This window comes from Roseburia sp. AF22-2LB (assembly GCF_003461125.1).
Taxonomy (GTDB): domain Bacteria; phylum Bacillota; class Clostridia; order Lachnospirales; family Lachnospiraceae; genus Roseburia_C; species Roseburia_C amylophila.
This window is the reverse complement of record NZ_QTWM01000001.1, coordinates 58,952-83,122: the sequence shown is the minus strand read 5'-3', so window position 1 is coordinate 83,122 and position 24,171 is coordinate 58,952. Positions and strand designations below refer to the sequence as shown.

Sequence of the window (24,171 nt, the reverse complement as noted above, 5' to 3'; positions counted from 1 at the left end):
CATATATGAGTCGGAAGGTTTTGTGGTATGCTGACGGCATACATTTTTAAATCGTTTTTATGTCAATCATTTTCCTGTCTCTTCCTGCCAGGCAATTTCTATTGTGATGTCAGCCCAAGCAGCGTAAATTTTACATAATTTTCCAGTAGCATTCCAAAATAGAAAAGGATAAGTGCCAGGATAATCCGGATGATTATCCGTACCGGTTTCTGAAGCGAACGGATTCCCGGAACTTTGGTATCCCACAGCAGGAAATTGAATCCCACCGCGCAGGACAGCCATGCATAGATAAGTACCGCAATTGCTTCCAGTCCAAAAGCGGCCGGCGTTTTACCATACATCATCATAAACTGTATACTGCCTATAATCAGAAACAGATAAATAAAAACTGCCAGTATCTCTTTCCAGACAACTCCGGTCCGGAAGCCCGGAAGAATCGTCTGCTTCCCCTGGGGCATTTGTCTCTCCGGTTTAAATGCCAGCCTGAGTTCACTGACACTCTGGTAGCGGTTCTGTGGGTCAATCTCTATGCACTTTTTTATGATACCCTGGAATGGTTTTTTCCCTGTCAGCCGTACATTCGGCAGCACGCCCTCTAACATCACATTCATCAGGACACCCACTGCATAAATATCTGCCGTTGCATCTGTCTGAAGGAAACCATACTGTTCCGGAGATGCAAAGCCAACCGTTCCAAGAATCGTTGTGTCTGCATTCCGGTTCATTTTCCATTGCCGAGAAATGTCAAAATCCAGTAATTTTACAACTCCATCTGTGGAAATCAATATATTTTTCGGTGAAATATCCCGATGTACAATTCCCTGTGCATGAATCTGCTCCAGCACCTCCAACAGCTGCTGTGCATAATTTCCGACAAGTTCCGGCGGCATTGTCCCATATCGCCGCAATTTTTCATCCAGTGTTTCTCCGCTGATATATTCTTCTAATATCACGCCCACATCCTGCTGCTCTTTGCAGCTTATGATTCTTACAAGATGTGGACTTTGCAGGTTCTGTAATTTACAATAAATGGGAATATTTTCTTTCTTTATAATTTTTTGAACCAGAATCCTTCCCGTGGAAGTGTCCTGCACCAGCTGCGTCTGATAAGGCATCTTACCTCCCAATATCGTCAATGGCACCTGCTGTTTTCTTTGAAACTCCTGGTATAATTTTTCGCTCATTGCTGTCAGACTCCCTTTTTCTCTTGCATTTTTATCTTCTACATTCTATGATAATCAATATCACTATAGCAGAAATGGGTGGATTCGCCAAATGAAAAAATCAACGCAGGAACTTTTAGATATTTTAAAAAATACGCCTTCCTTCTCCGATTATACCGAGCAAGAAGAACCAGAGCTGGTACAGGTCTCTGTTTCCGATTATCTCAATCAGCTGATTCATACAAAAAATCAAGACCTGCCTTCTCTCATTCGGAAAAGCGGTCTTGACCGTAACTACTGTTATCAGATTTTTGATGGACGCAAGCGTCCTTCCAGAGACAAAGTGCTTGCTCTCTGCTTTGCCATGCATTTATCCTTTACGGAAGTACAGAATCTTTTAAAAGCCACCGGATATCCCATTCTCTATGCCCGTATAGAACGGGACAGCGCGATTATCTTTTCCCTGCAGCGGAACTGTGCACTCTCAGATGTAAATGATTTACTGTATGAATTAGGATATAAGGAACTCGCCTGAAATTATTTTCTTACTTCGCCCAGCAAAGCTGTGGCAGGAAATGTTTTTCCTGTTTCAAAATGAATTTCATTAAATTCAGCAGCATTGGTGACAACCAATGCGGTAACTGTAGAAAATCCTTTTAATTTCACAAATTCCAGATCACAGCTTATAAGTTTCTGTCCCTTTGTTACCTTGTCCCCTTCTTTTGCAAATACTTCAAAGCCCTGTCCATTCAGTTCCACTGTATCCATACCTATATGAATCAGCAGTTCTGCACCCTTTGGTGTCTCTATTCCAATGGCATGTCCAGTTTCTGCCACAGAAACGATTTTACCATCTGCCGGTGCATAAACGGTGCCATCTTCCGGGCAGATACCACATCCTGTTCCCAGCATTCCTTCTGCAAATATTGCATCCGGAATCTGTGCCTGTTCGATATATTTTCCATTCATCGGAGCAAATATTTCTTCTCCACTTTCTTTTTTCTTAAAAAACATTATCTATTTCCTTTCCCATCCTCTGTTTCTTCTGCACATTTTTCCTTACTGCAAATCCGGTTTACATGCAGAATCAGATACATTTTTTCCTCTTCTGTTACTTCACAATCTAATTTCTGATTCAGATATTCTATAATACAGTCCACACATCTGGAAATATCCGCAAACTCTTCCCTGAGATTCTGATACAGTGTGATATTATCCGTATCAATATATTGTTTGCTGCAAATCCGGTCCAAAAGATATTTTATATGAGTTGCAAATCTGGCATAATCAAAGGATTCTTTATTTACCACGATATGAAGCTCCTTTTCTATAATCCGGCCGATATCCTTCAATACGCCTTCGAAGTCAATCTTATCCGTTCCATTTGTCTTCTGCTCGGATGTAATCTTTGCACTTATGATAGACATGGCAATTCCTGATAATTCATTTCTTTTTAATTTCACATGAAATACTTTGTCCATTTGTGCCACAATATACCGGCTCAATTTCATTTCCATGGGATACTGCTGCTCCATGTCATAAATAAGCGGCATCTCAATATAAATTTTCTTCCTCTCCCGCTCCATTGCAAATGCCAGATGGTCCGCCAGTGTCAGCACAAGATTTGGATTTAAATCATAATCCAGCTTGCTCTGTACCACCGGCAGTATTTTCATTGTAAATTCTATGATATCCATCGGCAGTTCATTCATCAGTCCCATGTACTGTGCGCTGATATTGTAAAATGTCCTGTCTATATTTTCCAGTTTTATCTCATATGGCATCTGTGGAAATCCAATTCCCTTTCCAAAAGCAATTAATTCACAACCATTCCCATCTTTACATACTGCTACATTATTATTGATTTTCTTAATTGCAAGCATCGCTTTTTCCTCCACATGAGTTTTCTCTATTATACTACGTTACTGATAGTATCTTCCATCATCTTTTTCACCAAATACACCAATATTATAATCGATTCCTGTTACCAACCACCTGCCATCCTCTTTTTTCAGGTGCCACAGGTAGTCTACCGAATAAAACATAGTATCAATATTACCAGCATGGGTAAATTTTGTGCCGATTCTGTGCGGTTCATACCGCCATACCACCATTTCTGCTTCATTGCCGGTTTGCTTTATCGACACAATCTTTCCCACATGCGACATACTGTTTTCCTTTTTCCGCTTTCCCTGCAGCATAGTGAGCAGTTCCTTTTTTTCTTCAAAGGAGTTTCCCGGTATATTCGACTGAATCGTCTCTGTCATAACCGATGCTGTAATCTCAAAGTCATCCTCATCAATCCCCCATGCATACCGGCAGAACAGATCTGCAATCTTTTCTTCCTCTGTCCAGTCTTCCCCATTGTCCATTACCCGCCATGGTGCTTCCTCTTTTGAAATAACAGGATGTTTTTTATAGCCGGTCCAGATATCATAATCAATTAACTTCCACCATCCACGGACAAAGGATGTATTTCCGCATTCCATATCATGGCAGTATTTCAGACTACTCATTTTCCATATCGCATCTTCCTTTATCCAGTTTATCAGATAGTGTCCGCCAAATGTAAACCAGTGTAAATAATAATCTTCCTTCACTCCCACTGTTGCAATCACATATGCCGACTGCACCGCCTGATCCTTTTCCTGAAAAATACATGTATTGTAAATCCGGTACCGGCTGAAATCCAGCTTTGGTCCTCTCCAGACCAATTTCTCTTTGACTGCATCAAATCCCTCCGCATCTCCAACCGTTTCCGACTGCATTCTGCAATCTTTGGCAATGACCACCTCCCAGAACTTCGCATCATTCTTTTCCAGACCCTGGACAAAATATTCAAACTGTTGCTTTATTTTATCTCTTTCTCTCATATGATAAACTCTCTTTCCCCCCGCTTTCTATAACCTGACGGTACCAGTAATAAGATTCTTTTGGAATTCTCTTTCCACTTCCATTTCCTTTGTTATCAAAGTCTACATAAATAATTCCATAGCGTTTATCCATTTCACCTGTACTCACACCTACTAAATCTATACATCCCCACGCCGTATAAGCCTTCACATCCGCACCATCTTCCAGTGCTTCTTTTACGGCATTTATATGTTCCTTTAAATAGGCAATGCGGTAGGTATCCTGAATTTTTCCATTTTCTATATGGTCTCGTGCTCCCAGACCATTTTCCAATACCATAAGCGGGACTTCATACCTTCCATACAATTCATTCAAAGCAATCCGAAGTCCCTCTGCATCAATCTGCCAGCCCCACTCACTTTGTTTTAAATATGGATTCTTCACTCCTACCATCAGGTTTCCCATGGAGGACTCCAATCCCTGCTGTCCACTGATACAGTTCGAAAAATAATAGCTGAATCCACAAAAATCGGCTGTTCCTTTCTGCAAAAGTTCTTTCTCTTCTTTACTGCATGTTATCGAAATCTTATTTTCCCGGAAAAATTTTTTCATATACCATGGATACTTTCCTTTTAACCGCACATCCAGGCAAAAGAGATTGTGAATCTTATGATGCTCCTGTGCCATTCTTACATCCTCCGGTCTGCAGGAATAAGGATAGGTACAGTAATAGGCAATCATTGTACCAACCCTGATATGTGGATATTTTTCATGGGCATATGCACTTACCCATGCTGCCGCAAGAAACTGGTGATGCAAACACCGATATCTTCTTTCCATGTCATCCTGTTCCGGCAAAATATTGCATCCTTCTTTTTCAATTATTCCACCGCCAAATACTGTTCCAAGCGGCAGTGTCAGGCCGTTTATCTCATTAAAAGGAATCCAGTAAACCACCAGATCTGCATATTCATCGATTATGGTTTTTGCATATTTTTCATATAGCGGAATCAGCTTTGGATTACTCCAGCCTTCATATTTCATTGCAAGTGCCAATGGCAGATCATAATGCAGAATTGTAACTATCGGCTCCATCTTATATTTTCTGCAGGTTTCAAACACGCTTCTATAGTAGTCTAAGCCTGCCTGATTCGGAGTTTCTTCCTCTCCCGTTGGGAATATTCTTGTCCACGCAACAGACATCCGGAAACATCGAAATCCTGCTTCTGCAAATAATTTGATATCTTCTTCATAATGCTCATAAAAATGATTTCCATAATGAGATGGATAAATATATTTTTTATCTAAGGAGGGGAAGCATTTTCTCCCCTCCTCCTTATCTCCCAATGCCATACAGTCTGCTATGCTGGCTCCTTTTCCATTTACATTCCAGCTGCCTTCTGTCTGACACGCTGAAACAGCACCACCCCACAGAAAATCATCTGGAAAGCTTCCTTTATCTTGCTGCATCCTTTCTCTCTCCTTTACCAAATCCAAACACTGCCATCAAAATAAATCCTGCGACCATACTTACTGCTGCTGCCAGTAAATAGAATCCAAATGTATCTGAAAAATATCCGGATAATCCTAAAATTCCTGCATTGACAAATCCCATTGCCTTACATCCGAAAATTCCCATTATCATACCGCCCAGGGCTCCGGCAATACCAATCACTGCATAAGAACGTTTATATTTCATACATACGCCAAAGAGAATCGGCTCTGTCACTCCGGCAAGTAATGCGGTAATTCCGCTTGCTCCTGCAAGAGATTTTACTTCCTTGTCTTTGCTTCTGAACCAGATAGCAAATGCCACTCCAATCTGTGCATAACAGGTTGCACTCATAAATGCCAATACCGGGTCAGCTCCCATATTTGTAAAATTCAACATAACAATAGGTACCAGTGCCATATGTACACCAAGAATAGTCAGATATCCAACAGTTCCACCTACCAGAATTCCAAATAAAACTGCATTGGTATCATTCAGCCAGTTGCTTGCCTTTCCAATCAGATTGGACAATTCACTGGATGCCGGGCCAATTACCAATACACTCAATACCACCATAACAAAAATGGTAATCAGTGGCACAAATAATAACTGGATTGATTTGGGAATAAACCTCTTCAGTAATTTTTCCAGCTGAGCCTGTATAGGTACTATAATTAATGCTGGTATAATCATGGAAGAATATGTTATTACCGTTAGCGGCAGTCCAAATAATGTTAATGGGTCTTCTGCTCCTGCCAGTGCCGTAAAATTCGGTTCCATCAACGCTCCCATGATAACCATTGCAACAACAATATTTGCTTTTAAATATTTTGCTGTATTATATGCAATTAAAAGTGGTATAAAATAAAATACTGCATTTCCTGCTGCTGACAATACAGCATACGTTGCGCTGGTTGCATCCAGCCAGCCTAAATAAGTAAGCAAGGACAGGAATCCCTTTAACATACCGGAACCAACCAGTGCCGGAACCAATGGTATGAATGCATTGCTGATATAATCTAATATCTGCTGTCCGATTTTTTTCTTTTCTCCAGCCTCTTCTCCATCTGTAATATCTAATTCTGTAGTTTTGATATTTGCAATTTTGCAGACACAGTCATAGACATCATTCACATCTTTTCCAATGATTACCTGAAATTGTCCTCCTGCATTTTTTATGCCCAGTACTCCCTGTAATGCCTCTATTTCCTCTGCTTTCACCAGGCTGGTATCTTTTAATGTAAACCGCAGTCTGGTCATACAATGTGTGCAATTACTTATATTTGCTGCTCCCCCTATTCTTTCCAGTATTTCTTCCGCTATTTTTTCAAATTTACTCTGCATATGAAACACTCTCCTTTCTGCTGCCTCGTTTTATAACAATCATTTTTAACAAAAAATACCCAAAACACATAGCACGCGCTTTACTATGTCCTTTGGGTAATGCTCCTGTTTCCAGGATAACAATCCTCTCGGAAATTTCCATTTGCTGCAACAAAAAAGCTCCTCTTTGGCACCATACAACGAAAAGCTGTACAAGTAATGCCTCCAAGGAGTTACAATCTTGTTCTCAATTGATATATTTATGGTACCATGCAAATCCAGCAATTACAAGCCGTAATATTTGCCAAATTATACCGGAAAATTTCGTCACTTCTGACAATTTCCAATCACCCGGAATACCTGCTCTGCCGTATAGCTCATATTCTCATATGCCACAGTCTTCTGCATGGCTTCTTCCAATGTCATCACACCCGGCAAAATTGGAAATGCTCCATCGATAAGCTGCATTTCATCCTGCACTTTCCGGACGCCCTGCGGTTCAATGCTTCCGGCAAATACCAGTACCATGCAGCCCTTTTCTTTTGCCCGCTTTGCAATTCCAACCGGCGCTTTTCCCATAGCAGTCTGTCCGTCAAATCTTCCTTCTCCGGTCACTACGATATCAGCTTCACTTAATTCTTTCTCCGGCAATACCGCATCTAATACTATCTCTACGCCCGGACGTAAATCCCCGCCCAGATAAGATGCAAATGCGAAGCCCAGTCCGCCTGCTGCTCCGGCTCCCGGCATGTTCCGGTTGTCTACTCCTAAAGCCTTTTCTGATACATCAGCAAAATGAGATAACGCCTCATCCAGTTTTACCAGCATTGCTTCATCTGCACCCTTCTGTGGTGCAAACACAGCGCTGGCACCTGTTGTGCCACATAATGGATTTGTCACATCACAGGCTATTTCAAAGGTACATTCTTTCAGCCTCTTATCCAACGCCTCCGTATCTATCGTTTCCAGGTCTTTCAGTTCTTTTGCTCCAAATCCTATTTCGATTCCATCTTTTTTATAAAAATGACAGCCTAATGCCTGCAGCATTCCGGCACCGCCATCATTGGTGGCACTGCCGCCAATTCCAACGATAAACTTACGGCAGCCTCTGTCCATGGCATGGCTTATCAGTTCCCCCACACCATAAGTAGTGGTTTCCATTGGATTTCGTTTATCCACCGGCACCAGTGGCAGTCCGGCGGCTTCTGCCATTTCAATGACTGCTGTTTTATCCGGCAGGATACCATACGCTGCCTCGACCTTCTGTCCAAGGGGACCTGTTACCGCTACCTTTTCCAGACTGCCCTGCAATCCAGTGGTCAGGGCTGTTACTGTTCCTTCTCCACCATCTGCAACCGGCTTTATCATAACTTCTGCTGTTGGTATTGCTTTTTTAATACCATCTTCCACTGCTTTTCCCGCCTCTAAGGAACTTAAACTGCCTTTTAATGAATCTATTGCTACGATTACTTTCATTGGATTTTCCTCATTTGCTTATTCTACTACCTGAAGTATGTCACAAAAATCATGAATTGAAAAGTCTGAAATATTACATTTCGCAGCACTGCCTATGGCAATTGCCACCATTCCGGCTGCTTTTGCTGCCTGTATACCAGCCTCTGCATCTTCTACCACATAACAGAGTTCCGGTCTCACCAACAGCATATCTGCTGCCTTCAAAAAAACTTCCGGATTCGGTTTGGAATGCTGTAATCCATTTCCGTCTGAAATTGCATCAAAATATCCCGTCAATGCCGTTCTCTCCAGAATATATTTTGCATTTTTGCTGGAGGAACCGACCGCAAGAAGATAACCCATACTTTTTAACCGTGATAACGCTTCCCTTACTTCAGCTTTCACATCCTGTGGAGTCATCTGTGATAATAACCGGCGGTATATTTCATTTTTCTTTTCTGCCATATGCTCCTTCTCTTCATTGGTGTAAGTCTTATCTGAGTCTTCTAATACAATCTCAAGACTCTCCATACGGCTGATTCCACGCAGTCTGTCATTTTTCTTTTCATCAAACGGAAGATTTAATTCATCTGCAAGACTTTTCCATGCCTGATAATGATACTGGTCTGTATGCACCAATACTCCATCCAGATCAAATATGATTGCCTTCATATCCTTATTCCTTTCCATATTTCAAATGCAGGTCATCTTTCAGAATATATTTTTTTCCCTGGACTTTTATGGTTACCGGTTCCTTGCTTTTTCCGCTGTTACATAAATGGAGCGAAATATTTTCTTTATCCATAAAGCAGTCCATTTTTTGTCCTTGCACCATAACAGAAAATTTTATGGAATTCCAGTGTCCCAAAAGATGTGGAGCTAATATAATACCATCTTCATCACAGGATACTCCTGCAAATCCTGCAATAACACATTTCCAGATTCCGCCTAAGGATGCTGCATGAATACCATCTACAGAATCCTGCGGGTTGTCGCATAAATCCGTTTCCAATGCCTTGGCAAAAAATCTTTCTGCCATCTCCATCTCCCCTATTTCTGCGCAAATCTGTGCATGGGCGCAATAACTTAAGGAGGAATCATGCAAAGTCCTTTTTTCATAAAACAGAACATTTTTCTTTACAACATCTGCTGGAAACAGTCCCGGAAAAAGTGTAAACAGCATTACTAAATCTGCCTGTTTCAATACCTGCATATCTACCACTTCATCTCTGGAATAATCCAGCAAAACGGATTGTTTCACAGGTGATTGTCTGTATTTTTCAATATCCTTTAATTCTTCTTTGCCAAGAAATGCATCATCTTGCGGAATAATTCCATTTTTATCCGGCTTTGGAAGGTAAATGTGTTCCAGAAAATACTGCCACTTTTCCTGCATGACTTTCAGGGTTCCATTTTCCTTCATCTTTTTAACATATGGACTATCCAATGTTTCCTTGGATGCTTTCAGGGCAAGTTTTACATTATATGCCGCCATATAATTGGTATAAGCATTATTATCAATATGCTCATTATATTCATCCGGTCCGATGATATTGAGAATTTCCAGTCTTTCATTCCGTTCTTCTGCTCTGGACACCCAGAAATTTGCTGTTTCACAAAGTATTTCTGTTCCATACTGATTCAAAAACTCCCTGTCATTACTCCAATAATAATAACGGCTTATTGCAAATGCAATATCTGCGGTTACATGATGCTCTTTGATACCCGACCATACTTTATTTGCCTTACCGGTATGTATATTTAACGCTGCATAAAGCGGTGTTTCTTCAAAGCCATCCTTTGCACATTCCCAGGGATACATAAATCCCTGAAAGCCATAATCTTCTGCTTTTCTTTTTGCACCGGCTTTTCCTCTATAGCGGTACTCCAATAACTTTCTTGCCGCCTCCGGAAACTCAGCGACAAAAAATGGCAGGATGAACAATTCTGTATCCCAGAATACATGTCCTTTATAACCTTCACCGGTTAACCCTTTTGCCCCTATGCTATACCGGTTGGTATAAGCCGGATCCATGCCATACATCTGATACTGTGCAAATGCAATTCCTGCCTTTTCCTGCAGACTGGCTCCATCAATTTCAATTGCAGCTCTTTGGCAGAACCCTTCCATACTTTTTTTCTGGTTTGCTATTGCCTGCTCATATCCACGCTTTAACTGCTGCTGTATTTTTTCTAATTTTTCTTCCAGAACATCTTTACATTCTGCGGAATCTTCCTGTATATGAGAAATTCGAAACAGAGTTATCGCATCTCCCTTTTCCATTAAGATGCTGTTTTTGGCGTAGATACTGCGTCTCTTTAAATGATAGGAGCAGTCCTGCTGTTCCTGATTTTTTTCAAAACAGGTTCCTGTCAGTATTTCCAGTCCATCATCCTGCAGTGCGCCATGATATGCCATAATCTCTTTTCCATAGACTCTGCATTCTGTTTTTTGAAAATGAGAAGTTCCGGAATTGGTTATCTGTCCATTAATTCCATATTCAAATGTAACTGTTGTCTTATTTCCATCCAGCAATGTTACTTCTGTCTTATGGTAAAACAGGGTTTTTTCAAAATCTGCTGCAAAACGTTTTGACCGGAGTAGAAAACGTAGTCCGTTTTGTGTCCGGAACAGAATATTTATCCACAGTTCCCCGGTATAAAGATTTAATTTTCTTTGAAATTCCTCTACCCGGACATTGTCAAGGTTCACTGACTCTCCCTGTATATACATGCCTAATTCTACCACATCAGGACAGTTCACAAGTTCTGTTACTTCACCATCCTGTGCTTTCTGGTATAATCCGCTCACAAACATACCGGGAGTTGCATCAATGCCTCTCAACTCCAGCATTGCCCTGACTCCAAAGTGACCATTGCTCTGTGCAAATACTGATTCTGTTTTTGCTATGTAACGTCTGTTATAATGCTCTTCCGCCAGCCAAAGCCCCTCTTTATTTTTGATTGGTTGATAATAGAACATACTCCACTCCTATTCTTCCAGCATGACAGGTTCTCCACTCTCCGCTGAACGATACAATGCATCGATTAATCTCTGCACATAATAGCCTTGTTCTGCTGTTACCAGCAATTTTTCTTCACCTCTTACCGCCTTTATAAAATTATATAAAGCCTTTGTATGAAGTTCCATATCTTCAATAAACGGAAATGCTGTATTGCTCATTTCTGCACCCTGATAAATCTCCAGTGGAAAAAGTGATAGTCCACTCTTTTCTCCACAAAGTTCAACATTCCGCTTATCCTTTTCTTTTATATTTAATGCAAAAGCTGTCTCCAGCTGCATAACTCTTCCGTCAGTAAAACTGATGAATCCAAACAAACTGTCTTCCACACTATATTTATCCGGATTCCATTCTCCCATAATTCCTTTTCTTCCAGTCTTTCCGATTTTGTCAAAGCTGCCTGCACACACATATGCTATTTCCGGATAATCCAGAAGATAACATGCAAGATCTAACATATGGGCTCCAATATCAATGAGCGGCCCACCGCCCTGCATTTCACGATTGGTAAAACATCCCCATCCCGGGATTCCTCTTCTGCGCACCCAGGAAGCTTTGGTATAATACACTGTTCCCAAGTCACCTTTATCAATTTTCTCTTTGGCAATTGCTGTATTTCTTCCTTGCCGGAAATGAAAATCGTAGGTAAGAAGCAATCCATTCTTTTCTGCAAGCTGGCACATTTCCAAAGCTTCCTTTGGGTTCATTGCAGGAGGTTTCTCACAAAATACATGACAGCCGGCATTTAAAGCTTCTATTGTCAGTGGATAGTGAAATTTATTTGGAACACAAATGCTCACTACATCCGATTTTACTTCCCGAAGCATTCTGGTGCTGTCCTGATAATATGCAGGAATATCAAAATCCTCTGCAAGCCTTTGTGCAGCTGCCTCATTTGCATCACTTACTGCCACGATTTCCACATTTTCCATTGAACGGTATGCCGGAATATGGGAAGTTCTTGCAATCTGACCTGATCCTATAATTGCGGCTCGAATTACTTTCTTTTCTTCCATTCTCTTTCTTCCCTTCTGTCATGTATATCTGTCTTTAAATAAACTGTTTCATATAAGTTACTGATTTCTGATATGCTTCCAGTGGATTCTCTCCACGGATTCTTCCTTCATTTACTACAGCACCATCAAATCCGATTTCTTTTAATGTCTGCATATGACGTTTAAAATCAATAGAACCGGTACCCGGCTGATAACGATGATTTTCTGCAATATGTACATGACCGATATAATCTTTGTATTTTCTTAAGGTCTCAGAAATATCATCCTCTTCAATGGACATATGATAAAAATCTGCTGTAATCTGGACATTTTTGAAATGTCCCATGTCAATCATGTCTACACCGTCTTTGGTCGTATTTAACATATGATCCTGGTAACGGTTTAACGGTTCAAGATAAATTTTCACACCATATTCTCCGGCTACCGGATCCAGTTCTTTCAGGGAATCCTGGATGGCTTTTACATCACCTTCATGACTTCTTGGTGAAACCATAGGTGGCAGACGATAGGTAAACATACCCCATGCTGCCGGAACAACAACGCCTGTTCCACCTACTTCTGCAATATTCTTTAAAATAACTTTCAAATCTGCAATTCCATTGAGACGACGCTCTTCTATAAAGTCACCAATCCAGCCACGATATCCACCGCATGCAGAAGATACCGGAAGTCCTGACTCTTTGATTGCCTCTTTTAATTCATCCTTCTGTTCCATCAGAACTTTTCCATCGATTTCAAAGCATTCGAATCCCATTTCTTTTGCAAATGTAAGTTTCCCAACTAAATCTTCTGGAAAAAAGTCTCTATCCTGTGTTCCAAGTAACATATTCTGTTCCTCCTTTTCAATAAAGCCCTTTGTTATTTAAATGTTACACCAAGCTTGATGCTCTTATCCGGTTCTCTGTCTACATATCTGCAGAATCCTTCTGCACTTTCTTCAAATGAAATAATCGGATATACAATATCACGGCAATCTAAATATCCATTCATCAGCATATTCCATACCACATCTTCAATTCTCTTTCTTGTCCATCTTGGATATTCTGGCAATGGCTCTGAGCAGGCTCTGGAAAATACAATTTTTGCCTGATTAAAATGACCTTCCTGTCCTAACCAGAGACCTGCCGGAAATGGTTTTGCAAATGCTGCATAGGCAATGGTTCCATTGTATGCAACTCCTTTTAATGCGGACTGTAATGCCTGCATGCTTCCACTGGTTTCAATAATTCCATCTGCACCCATTTTTCCGGTTGCTTTTTTAATTTCATAACCAACATCACACTGTGTCGGATCAAAGGTGAAATGAGCGCCCATTTTCTTTGCTACTTCTCTACGATGTTCAATCGGGTCTACACCAATTACAACTGCTGCACCAGCTTTTACTGCAAGCTGTAATGCAATCAGACCAATGGCGCCAAGACCAATAACTGCTACACAGTCTCCCGGTCTTACTTCCGCATCACGGACCGATGCCAAAGCAAACTGAGCAGGGTCATAGCATACTGCATTTGCTGCAGAATCTGTCGGTTTCATTTTACGGAGCTTATAATTATTGACTGCTTTTACAATCTGGGTCTCCTTAATCTGTCCATAAGAACATACTCTGTCACCTACTTTATATTCAGTAACATCTGCTCCTGCTTCGATAATGGTTCCAACAAACATATTTCCAAGTGGTAAATCCCCAAAGACAATTCCTCTAGGTTCCTCTTTATCTCTTTGTACAAACATTCTCCACTCATCATCAAATTTTCCATCAATAAAAGGAGTGGTTCCACGAAAATCTGCCAGCTCTGTTCCATGCTTTGGGGCTGCAAACTCAACCTTTACCTTTACTTCGTCTGATGCGATTGGTCTGTCTTCATACTCTACCAGTTTTGCCTCTCTTGGGGCTGTTGCGACTAATTTTTTCATATTAATATTCTCCTTTTCCTATATTAACCTTTCACGCCGCCTTCGGTTGCGCCGCTCTTTATGAGGTTCTGACTAAATGCATACATAATTACAATCGGCAGTGAAGTTACAAGCGATGCTGCCATCATTCTGCCCCAGATATAATCCGGTGTATTAAACAGTGAATTCAATCCGATTGTAATCGTCAATTTATCCGGTGAATCTAAGAATATGGATGCAAATAATACATCATTCCATGCAATCATAAACGCATATACAAATACGGAAATCAGACCCGGAATGGATAACGGTGTCATAATGCGGAAAATAATGCCCATTCGCGACAAACCATCTACCCTTCCTGCCTCTTCCAGCTCATATGGCACAGTTTCAAAATAACTTCGTGTCATGTAAATAGCTGTCGGCAATGTCTGGATAATCATACAGATAATTACCGCTTCCCTTGTATTTCGTAATCCGATAGATGCAAGCATCTTATATAATGGTACAATCAATAAAATTCCGGAAAACATATATACAAAGAAAAACATTTCTGTCATTACATTTTTCCCTTTAAAGCGAAGTCTTGCCAGTGCATAGCCTCCTAAGATTCCAAGGAACACTACCAGCACTGATGTAATCAACGCTATGTACATACTGTTTTTAAAATACTTCATAAACGGAAAAATACTCTCATTAAATATGTCTGCAAAATGCTTTAATGTAAAACTTCTTGGTATTATTGTCGGTGGATATCCAATTGTCTCTGAAGTTTCTTTCAGAGAGATGCTCAGCATCATAATCATTGGAAATACTAATACCGCCAGAACTGCAATGAGTATTACATAAAAGACGATATTCTTACGAATTTTTCTCGCATTCCTATTCCTCTTTCTCACTGCGGAGCACCACCTTTCTAACCATTATTACACATGCAAATATCAGTACAAACAACAGTAATGATATTGCAGCTGCCTTTCCAAAATCATGTGTTGCAAATGCCATGTCATACAGATATACACCGATAACATCTACCTGTTTCGTCAACAGATATACTTCTGCATAAATATAGAAAACCCAGATGATACGCAGGCTTACTACGGTAACCATTGTTGATTTTAATGCCGGGTATGTTACCACCTTAAACTTCTGCCATGCTGTTGCTCCATCTATATCTGCTGCTTCATACAATGATTTATCAATGGTCTGAAGAATTGCAGTAAAAGAAAGATATGCATATGAGAAGAAGCGCCAGATACAAAACAGTGCAGCCAGTATAAAAGCACTGACCGGCTGGTCAAACCAAAGCGGCACCTCTTTTGCAAGATGTAACACATCCACCACAATATAATTTATAATTCCATAAATATTATTGAACATATAACGCCAGGCAAAAATCAGACACACCGACGGAATTACATAAGACAATATTATTAAAGAATTTACCAGTTTTTTACCTACAAATTTACGGTTCAAAAAGCACGCCATTGCAAGTCCAACTACCGTACTAAGTACAACTACTACAAATGTAAACACAAGTGTTGTAATTACACTGTGATAAAAGGATGGATCCGTTAATACAGATATATAATTATCTAATCCCACAAATACAGAAGGCTTACGTGGGTTTACCGGAACGTCCAGAACACTGATATAAATGTTATAAAGCATTGGATAGCCAATTAATGCTGCCAGCAGAATCAAACTTGGGGCTAACAGCAGATATGCAAATTTTGTATCGCTTAATGCTCTTCTTTTCCTCATCTTTTCTACCTCATTTATCGGGAAAGTGTTGACATTTCCGGGGCACATAATAACCTGTGCCCCTTCCATGTCTTTCTTCTTATTTCAGCATTGTTTCAACTTCTGCCTGAGCATTTGTCAGCTCTGTCTGAGAGTCACTTCCCTGTACTACTACGTTATTAATCATCTTGCTTAAAATTCCTTTGTTGGTAACATCACCCATTACCATGTAATTTTTACCATCTACACATCCAAATAACTGAAGATTATCAAATGCTACTCCAACTTCATCTAAGAGATGTGCCAGTGGGACAATTGCTTCGTTCTCTTTGTATGCTGCATCTTCTGCTACTTCACTTAATACCGGCTGGATTCCGCCAGGAGCCATCAGAAGCCAGGATTCATTGTTTTCTTTTTCCAGCATAAAGGATACAAATTTCTCTGCTGCTGCTTTCTCTGCATCACTTAATCCGGAAGCAATGGATAATACGATAACACAACCATATGCTGCCTGCTGTGTCTTATTTGGTAATGCCAGTTCTACATCATCCAGGAAACCTGCTTCCTGAACAGCACTTAAAATATAAGTAGAATACAGGCATAATGGTGCATTCTGATTTATAAATGCATCTTTTACATCTGCAACTTCAGTAGAACCCGGCATAGAATAAGATGAAAGCTCTTTATAGAAATCTAATGCTTCTTTCATTTCCGGTGTATCAATGGTTACATTTCCATCTGCATCAAATACATTTGCTCCATTGGAAATTGCGAACTGTGAAAATACCTGTTCACTAAATGCAGATTCTGATGTAGGTAATGCAATTCCGTACTGTTTGTTGTCCGGATTATAAAATGCTTTTGCAATTTCTAATACATCATCCCAGTTCTGAGGTACATCAAATCCTTTTTCCTTTAACATTGCTGTATTACACCAGATTCCCTGTACCCATCCGGAAACAGGAACTCCAACATAGTCATTTCCATCTTCTGTTTTAATTACGTTTAATGCTCCATCAAAGAAAGCATCTTCACCTTTTCCGTCAATAACCTCTTTATTTGCTTCCAAATCAATAAAATCATTCGTTACACTTGTCTTTGCCTGATCCTGTGAGAATTCCATAACTGCCGGAAGTACACCGGTTCCACCAAGGGATGTGATTTTTGTATCATAATCATCCTCATTTGTAGGCATCTGTTCTACTTTAATTCCAGGATTCTCTGCTTCAAACTCTTCAATCAGTTTTGCAATTACATCCTGTCTTTCCTGCTCTACCTGCATATGCATAAACTGGATAGTAACCTCTTCTCCTGCATCTGCTGTCGTATCTGTTCCTTTTTCAGAATTTCCATTTCCTGAATTGCTGCCGCAGCCAGCCAATGTTCCAACGGTCATTGCTGCTACTAACATCATGCTTAAAATTTTCTTCTTCATATTCCTTCTCCTTTTCCTTTATTGTGTGAGTTATTTTCCAGAATCCATGCTGCTTCATAGCCAGAAAGTACAAGTGTTCCTTTTATCTCCTTACCGGTCAGAAGATTTTTTCCACTCACTTCATTCTCACCACTCTGCCACACTTCCTCTGAAATATTAATATATATGGTAAGCCGTTCTTCCTCCGTAAATCTTCTGATGTGAAAGACCTTGGAAGAAGTCTGGATTACTTCCTGTTTTGCCTCCGGCGCAAATGCCGGATGTTCTTTCCGGATATTAATTCTCCGGATTAGTTCTTCGAATATTTTCTTCCGGTTTGTTTCTTCTGTAAGCTGTCTCTCCAGCCTGCTTACGTCCAGCTGTTCCCGGTTTATTCTTCTGTAAATTCCAGATACTGCCTTATCATAATAATCATTTCTGGAACCCAGAAGACTATGAATATAAATTGCAGGAAGTCCCTGCATACTAAGTAAAATTGTTTCTGCTGCAAGAAATCTTTTTATTCTGATCTCATCCGAATCTTCCGGGGAGGCAAGTGCATCCTGATAATTGATATTTAATTCATATGGACTTTTTGTTCCGTCTCCATTATCTTTATAAGAGACTTCTCCGCCATTCCGAAGAGTTGCATCAACCATAAGCTGAATTTCTTCCTTCGTTAATATTCCCTCTACCGGACGGACACCAATTCCATCATGGGAACTCAAGAAATTAAAATAAGTGCATCCCACCGGTGGTTCCGATAAATTTTTTGCCCATTCTATTAATTTTTCAGAGTTCCCTGTAAGAATCGAAAACATAACCAATGGTGGCAGTGGAAACTGGTATACCATATGTGCTTCTTTTTCGCCCTCACCAAAATAACTGATATTTTCTTTATGAGGCACATTTGTCTCCGTAATAATCAATGTTCCCGGTGCTGCTTCATCTAAAATTTTGCGGAAACTCTGCACCACCTTATGTGTCTGTGGCAGATGCATACATGTTGTTCCAAGTTCTTTCCACAAAAAACCAATTGCATCCAGCCGAATCATTCTTGCACCATTCTGTGTATAGTACAAAAGAATAGATAAGATTTCTTTGTATAAATCAATACTCTGATAATTTAAGTCAATCTGATCTGTGCTAAACGTTGTCCAATAGCTCTTTTTCCCTTCCTTAGTGTCAAATTCTGTCAGCAAAGGAAGTGCTCTTGGTCTGGTCACTTTGCTGTAATCAGCTTTTGGATCTGCTTCTATAAAAAAGTCTTTATATGGTTTTTCTCCTTTTAAACATTTTTGAAACCATTCATTTGATTTTGAACAGTGATTAATTACTGCATCAAACATTAAATCATACGATTCACCAAGTCTGTTTACATCTTCCCAGTCACCCAGTGCCGGATTTACTTTTCTGTAATCGCTCACCGAAAAGCCATCATCTGATGTATAGGGAAACATCGGCAGAATATGTACTATACTGATAGCATCCGCTACATGCTTTTTCAAAAAATCATTTAATGCTTTAAGTCCCGCTTCTTCTTTATCTATGATAGAATCACCATAAGTAATCAGAACTGCGTCTTTCTGTGTAAGCCATTGCTTTGTATTCTTCTGCGGACTATTTTTTATCAATTCATCCACATCCTTCAACAGCTGTTCTGCTTCCTTTTCTCCATATATCTGTCTATATAATTCTCTTAATTCTTTTTCCAGTTCCTGTCGCATAATTTTCTCCTATGTATCAGGTTATTGAACAATTTTGTTATTTGTTGACAACGTTGTCATTTTGTGGTAAAAAAATATATTGTGTGTGCCGGAGATTTTTCTCCGGCCTTTCATTATGTTGACTCCCTTTCTAATACTTCAGGCTGGAACTCTATCACTTTTCCACCTTCTATTTTTTCACCTCTAATTAATTTTACCAGCCGGTCAATACACTCTTTTGCCAATTGTTCAAAGTTCTGATCAATTGTTGATATTCTTGGATAATAATATTTTCCAATCGGAATATTGTCTACACCTAATACCGCAACATCTTCTGGAATCCTCAGCCCATGTTCATGTATTGCCTGATAAACACCGAGTGCTCTTTCATCTCCTGATATGAAGAAAGCGTCCACATTTCCCTCTGCCAGCAATTCATTGGCTTTTTCATACGCAAGCTGTATGGAATTTACACCAGAATAAACTCTGTATTTTCCCTCTTTTCCTTTTACGGAATCTTCAAATCCTTTTATACGGTTCTGTGTAGATAAGAACTTTGCTTCTCCGACCAAAAATGCTATATTGCGGTATCTGCAGCCAGTCAGATATTCACCGCCTTTATATCCTACCTGATAGTTATCCAGACTGACGGCGTAGGTCTCATCATCATCCGGTTCTCCAAACATTACATACGGAATATTGTGTTCCCGGAAATATACTGCCCTCGGGTCACTGTGTACATTTTCCAGCAGGATTGCGCCATCTGCCATTCCATTTGCCAGCAGAGTAAATCCGTCTGTATCATCATCAATACACCTTGTACTGTTAGATGGTGACATCACAACCTTCATTCCACTTTCTTTTGCATAGCGGAAAAGGTATTTCAGCATCAAAGTATGCCAGTTGCTCAAATGTTCTTCTCCATGCCGGTCGGTAAATATCATGATTATATTGGTTTTCTGTCCTTTCAATCCCCGGGCAAACATATTTACCTGATATCCCGTTTCCTTAATTGCATCTAATACTTTTTTTCGGGTGCGCTCCGATACATTAGAGTCCTGATTTACAACTCTTGATACTGTTTTTACGGAAACTCCACACATATCCGCCACATCCACTATTGTTACATTACTTGATTTCTTCTTATTGTCTTTCGTTGTCATATGCACTTTTCACAACCCATCTTTCTTTGTCTTACGTTGTCATTATACATAATGTTAGTGATTTCGTCAACATCTCTCTTCATGAAATTATACACAAAATGTATTTTTTATTTTTGTTCAATCTATCCAATTTTATATCTTCATCCGGTGAATCTATTCTTATATATGTCAGAAAGGGAAACTCCGGCCTATTAAGCCAGAGCTTCCCTTCCATTAGCTCTGCCAGTTCACAGAACTGACTCTTATTCTTCTGTAGAAGCAGTTACTTCTTCTTTTGCTTCTGTCTCTTCGATTTCATCTGTCACAGGTGCTTCATCGAATCCGTCAAAATCATCAAAGGAGAGTTCTTCCTCTTCGTTTACATCTGTGTTCAGTTTGATGTTACGATAACGCTTCATACCAGTACCAGCCGGAATCAGCTTACCGATAATTACGTTCTCTTTCAGACCAATCAATGGGTCAATCTTGCCCTTGATAGCTGCTTCTGTCAGAACCTTAGTTGTCTCCTGGAAGGATGCTGCTGATAAGAAGGAGTTGGTTGCCAAAGATGCTTTGGTAATACCAAGTAATACCTGTTTACCTTCTGCCGGCTCTTTGCCTTCTTCCTCTAACTGCTCATTCATCTCTTCGTAATCCAGATTATCTACTAATGTTCCTGGCAGGAACTCAGAATCTCCGTTATTTTCAATACGAATCTTCTTTAACATCTGACGAACGATAACCTCGATATGTTTATCATTAATCTCAACACCCTGCAGACGGTATACACGCTGTACTTCCTGAATCAGGTAATCCTGTACGGCACGTACGCCCTTAATCTTAAGGATATCGTGTGGATTTACAGAACCTTCGGTCAGTTCATCACCAGCCTCTAATACTGCGCCATCCATAATCTTAATTCTGGAACCGTAAGGAATCAGATAAGTCTTAGTCTCACCTGTTTCATTGTTTGTTACAATGATCTCACGTTTCTTCTTGGTATCTTTAATGGTTGCAACACCACCAAATTCTGTGATAATTGCAAGTCCCTTAGGCTTTCTTGCCTCAAACAGCTCCTCGACACGAGGAAGACCCTGTGTAATATCGTCACCGGCAACACCACCGTTGTGGAATGTTCTCATGGTAAGCTGTGTACCAGGTTCTCCGATAGACTGAGCTGCGATAATACCAACTGCTTCACCAACCTGTACTGCCTGACCGGTAGCCATATTGCTTCCATAACATTTTGCACAAACTCCGATGTGGGAACGGCAGGTAAGAATGGTACGGATTTTAACCTTGGTTAATGGCTCTCCATTCTCATCTACACCCTTGCTCATAATTGCTGCAGCACGTTTTGGTGTAATCATATGGTTTGCTTTTACAAGCACATTACCATCTTTATCGCAAATTGTCTCACAGGAGAATCTTCCTGTAATACGCTCTTCGAGACTTTCGATTTCTTCTTTTCCATCCATGAATGCTTTGACATACATACCAGGAATCTCTCTTCCTGTGCCTGCACAGCAATCAGATTCACGGACAATCAGATCCTGTGATACGTCTACCAGACGTCTGGTTAAGTAACCGGAATCGGCGGTACGTAACGCAGTATCGGACATACCTTTTCGTGCTCCATGCGCAGACATGAAGTACTCCAATACTTCAAGACCTTCACGGAAGTTTGATTTGATAGGCAGCTCGATTGTTCTACCGGTTGTATCCGCCATCAAACCACGCATACCTGCTAACTGTTTAATCTGTTTATCAGAACCACGGGCTCCGGAATCAGCCATCATGAAGATGTTATTGTATTTGTCCAGACCGGAAAGCAGTGCTTCTGTCAGCTCATCATCAGTCTCTTTCCATGTTTCAACAACTTCTTTGTAACGCTCTTCCTCTGTAATAAGACCACGTTTGTACTGTCTTGAAATGCGGTCTACCGTATCCTGAGCCTTTGCAATCATTTCCGGTTTCTGAGGCGGTACCGTCATATCTGAAATAGATACGGTCATAGCTGCTCTTGTAGAGTACTTGTAACCCATGGACTTAATATCGTCTAATACCTCAGCGGTCTTGGTTGCTCCGTGTGTATTAATAACTTTTTCCAGAATCTGTTTTAACTGTTTCTTTGCTACATGGAAATCGATTTCCAGTACCAGTTCATTTTCAGGCTTGCTTCTGTCTACGAAACCTAAATCCTGAGGAATGATTTCATTGAAGATAAATCTTCCCAGTGTTGACTCAACGACACCAGTCTTAACAGTTCCATCCGGCATTGTCTTATGAACACGCACATGGATTCTGGAATGCAGTGTAAGTGCCTGATTCTCATATGCCAGAATTGCTTCGTTTACGCTCTTATAGTATCCACCTTCTCCTAAGGAACCTGGTCTTTCCTGTGTCAGATAGTAGATACCAAGAACCATATCCTGTGAAGGAACGGCTACAGGGCCTCCATCAGAAGGTTTTAACAGGTTGTTCGGTGAAAGCAGCATAAAACGGCATTCTGCCTGTGCTTCCTGTGACAGTGGTAAATGGGCAGCCATCTGGTCTCCGTCGAAGTCGGCGTTGTATGCGGTACATACCAATGGGTGAAGCTTAATTGCTTTACCTTCTACCAGGATTGGCTCAAATGCCTGAATACCGAGTCTGTGCAGTGTAGGAGCACGATTCAGCATAACCGGATGCTCTTTGATGACGTCTTCTAAGACATCCCAGACTTCCGGCTGTAATCTTTCAACCATCTTCTTTGCACTCTTAATATTGTGTGCAGTTCCGTTTGCAACCAGCTCTTTCATAACAAACGGTTTAAACAGCTCGATTGCCATTTCTTTTGGCAGACCACACTGATAAATCTTAAGTTCCGGTCCTACGACGATAACGGAACGTCCAGAGTAGTCTACACGTTTTCCAAGAAGGTTCTGACGGAAACGTCCAGATTTACCTTTCAGCATATCGGACAGAGATTTCAGAGCACGGTTACCAGGTCCGGTTACCGGTCTTCCTCTTCTACCGTTGTCAATCAGGGCATCTACTGCTTCCTGCAGCATTCTCTTCTCGTTACGAACGATGATATCAGGTGCACCTAACTCTAACAATCTTCTCAGACGGTTGTTTCTATTGATAATTCTACGATATAAATCATTTAAATCAGATGTTGCAAAACGTCCACCATCCAGCTGTACCATAGGACGTAAGTCTGGTGGAATAACCGGGATAACGGTCATAATCATCCACTCCGGTTTATTTCCGGATTCACGGAAGGATTCTACCACTTCCAGTCTCTTGATGATTCTTGCACGTTTCTGGCCGGTAGCATCTTTTAATTCTGCTTTCAGCTCTGCTGCATCTTTCTCCAGGTCAATTGCCTGTAATAACTCAAGAATGGCTTCTGCACCCATTCCAACACGGAAAGAGCTGCCATATTTTTCCCTTGCATCCTGATATTCCTGCTCGGATAATACCTGCTTTACAGATAAATCTGTAGAACCTGCATCCAGTACGATATAGGAAGCAAAGTACAGAACCTTCTCCAATGTTCTTGGAGAAAGATCTAAGATTAATCCCATACGGGATGGAATTCCTTTGAAGTACCAGATATGGGATACCGGAGCTGCAAGCTCGATATGTCCCATACGCTCTCTACGAACGCTGGCTTTGGTGATTTCAACACCACAGCGGTCGCAGACAACACCTTTATAACGAATCTTTTTGTACTTACCACAATGACATTCCCAGTCTTTGCTCGGTCCAAAAATCTTCTCACAGAATAATCCGTCTTTTTCCGGTTTCAAAGTTCTATAGTTAATGGTCTCAGGTTTCTTAACTTCTCCTCTGGACCACTCTCTGATTTTCTCAGGTGATGCCAGACCAATCTGAATTGCATCAAACTGTATCGGCTGGTAAGTTTCCTGTTTTACTGTTCCTGGCATTAATGACACTCCC

Annotated in this window: 19 protein-coding genes; 1 reads left to right on the top strand and 18 read right to left on the bottom strand. The window is 40.5% G+C overall.

Annotated elements, in window-relative coordinates; translation table 11 throughout:
- Positions 1 to 98 precede the first annotated feature (98 nt).
- Entirely contained in the window at positions 99 to 1,184 is a 1,086-nt protein-coding gene (locus DWX96_RS00380) for a serine/threonine-protein kinase (protein ID WP_118056664.1), read from the bottom strand.
- Positions 1,185 to 1,275: 91 nt separating this feature from the next.
- On the opposite strand from DWX96_RS00380, the gene DWX96_RS00375 reads away from it, so the two are divergent.
- Positions 1,276 to 1,698, top strand: a complete 423-nt coding sequence (locus DWX96_RS00375; RefSeq protein ID WP_118056665.1) for a hypothetical protein — start codon at positions 1,276 to 1,278, stop codon at positions 1,696 to 1,698.
- A 2-nt stretch (positions 1,699 to 1,700) separates the two neighbouring features.
- Here the strand turns inward: DWX96_RS00375 and DWX96_RS00370 are convergent, their stop codons facing one another.
- The 17 genes from DWX96_RS00370 to rpoC all read right to left on the bottom strand — a co-directional run bounded on the left by DWX96_RS00370 (position 1,701) and on the right by rpoC (position 24,158).
- Positions 1,701 to 2,177, bottom strand: a complete 477-nt coding sequence (locus DWX96_RS00370) for a PTS sugar transporter subunit IIA (protein WP_117841448.1) — start codon at positions 2,175 to 2,177, stop codon at positions 1,701 to 1,703.
- On the bottom strand, positions 2,177 to 3,046 hold the full coding sequence (locus tag DWX96_RS00365; protein ID WP_117697257.1) for a PRD domain-containing protein: 870 nt from the start codon (positions 3,044 to 3,046) through the stop codon (positions 2,177 to 2,179). The genes DWX96_RS00370 and DWX96_RS00365 overlap by 1 nt, the downstream gene beginning before the upstream one ends.
- A 39-nt stretch (positions 3,047 to 3,085) precedes the next feature.
- The gene (locus tag DWX96_RS00360) at positions 3,086 to 4,036 is read right to left on the bottom strand and encodes a nuclear transport factor 2 family protein (RefSeq protein ID WP_118056666.1); all 951 of its coding nucleotides are present in this window, start codon (positions 4,034 to 4,036) and stop codon (positions 3,086 to 3,088) included.
- A complete protein-coding gene (locus DWX96_RS00355; protein ID WP_118056667.1) occupies positions 4,020 to 5,486 on the bottom strand; it encodes a glycoside hydrolase family 1 protein in 1,467 nt (488 codons plus the stop codon). The genes DWX96_RS00360 and DWX96_RS00355 overlap by 17 nt, the downstream gene beginning before the upstream one ends.
- Positions 5,473 to 6,852, bottom strand: a complete 1,380-nt coding sequence (locus DWX96_RS00350) for a PTS transporter subunit EIIC (protein WP_118056668.1) — start codon at positions 6,850 to 6,852, stop codon at positions 5,473 to 5,475. The genes DWX96_RS00355 and DWX96_RS00350 overlap by 14 nt, the downstream gene beginning before the upstream one ends.
- A 306-nt stretch (positions 6,853 to 7,158) precedes the next feature.
- A complete protein-coding gene (locus DWX96_RS00345) occupies positions 7,159 to 8,307 on the bottom strand; it encodes a glycerate kinase family protein (protein ID WP_118056669.1) in 1,149 nt (382 codons plus the stop codon).
- An 18-nt stretch (positions 8,308 to 8,325) separates the two neighbouring features.
- Positions 8,326 to 8,958: a beta-phosphoglucomutase gene (gene pgmB, locus DWX96_RS00340; RefSeq protein WP_118056670.1), complete on the bottom strand. Its 633-nt coding sequence runs from the start codon at positions 8,956 to 8,958 to the stop codon at positions 8,326 to 8,328.
- A 4-nt stretch (positions 8,959 to 8,962) separates the two neighbouring features.
- The gene (locus DWX96_RS00335) at positions 8,963 to 11,269 is read right to left on the bottom strand and encodes a glycosyl hydrolase family 65 protein (RefSeq protein WP_118056671.1); all 2,307 of its coding nucleotides are present in this window, start codon (positions 11,267 to 11,269) and stop codon (positions 8,963 to 8,965) included.
- A 9-nt stretch (positions 11,270 to 11,278) separates the two neighbouring features.
- A complete protein-coding gene (locus tag DWX96_RS00330; RefSeq protein ID WP_118056672.1) occupies positions 11,279 to 12,325 on the bottom strand; it encodes a Gfo/Idh/MocA family protein in 1,047 nt (348 codons plus the stop codon).
- A 34-nt stretch (positions 12,326 to 12,359) separates the two neighbouring features.
- Positions 12,360 to 13,151 carry a sugar phosphate isomerase/epimerase family protein gene (locus DWX96_RS00325; RefSeq protein ID WP_117697271.1) on the bottom strand — a complete coding sequence of 264 codons (792 nt, stop codon included), beginning with the start codon at positions 13,149 to 13,151 and terminating at the stop codon, positions 12,360 to 12,362.
- A 32-nt stretch (positions 13,152 to 13,183) separates the two neighbouring features.
- Positions 13,184 to 14,239, bottom strand: coding sequence for a zinc-dependent alcohol dehydrogenase (locus DWX96_RS00320; protein WP_118056673.1), 1,056 nt, complete (start codon positions 14,237 to 14,239; stop codon positions 13,184 to 13,186).
- A 23-nt stretch (positions 14,240 to 14,262) separates the two neighbouring features.
- The gene (locus DWX96_RS00315) at positions 14,263 to 15,117 is read right to left on the bottom strand and encodes a carbohydrate ABC transporter permease (RefSeq protein ID WP_242986059.1); all 855 of its coding nucleotides are present in this window, start codon (positions 15,115 to 15,117) and stop codon (positions 14,263 to 14,265) included.
- Positions 15,101 to 15,982, bottom strand: coding sequence for a carbohydrate ABC transporter permease (locus DWX96_RS00310; RefSeq protein ID WP_118056728.1), 882 nt, complete (start codon positions 15,980 to 15,982; stop codon positions 15,101 to 15,103). The genes DWX96_RS00315 and DWX96_RS00310 overlap by 17 nt, the downstream gene beginning before the upstream one ends.
- A 79-nt stretch (positions 15,983 to 16,061) precedes the next feature.
- On the bottom strand, positions 16,062 to 17,396 hold the full coding sequence (locus DWX96_RS00305; protein WP_118056674.1) for an ABC transporter substrate-binding protein: 1,335 nt from the start codon (positions 17,394 to 17,396) through the stop codon (positions 16,062 to 16,064).
- Positions 17,393 to 19,102, bottom strand: a complete 1,710-nt coding sequence (locus DWX96_RS00300) for a sugar phosphorylase (RefSeq protein ID WP_118056675.1) — start codon at positions 19,100 to 19,102, stop codon at positions 17,393 to 17,395. Before DWX96_RS00300 ends, DWX96_RS00305 begins: the two co-directional genes overlap by 4 nt.
- A gap of 113 nt (positions 19,103 to 19,215) precedes the next feature.
- Entirely contained in the window at positions 19,216 to 20,244 is a 1,029-nt protein-coding gene (locus DWX96_RS00295; protein WP_117841460.1) for a LacI family DNA-binding transcriptional regulator, read from the bottom strand.
- A gap of 242 nt (positions 20,245 to 20,486) precedes the next feature.
- The gene (rpoC, locus tag DWX96_RS00290; protein WP_117697278.1) at positions 20,487 to 24,158 is read right to left on the bottom strand and encodes a DNA-directed RNA polymerase subunit beta'; all 3,672 of its coding nucleotides are present in this window, start codon (positions 24,156 to 24,158) and stop codon (positions 20,487 to 20,489) included.
- Positions 24,159 to 24,171 lie beyond the last annotated feature (13 nt).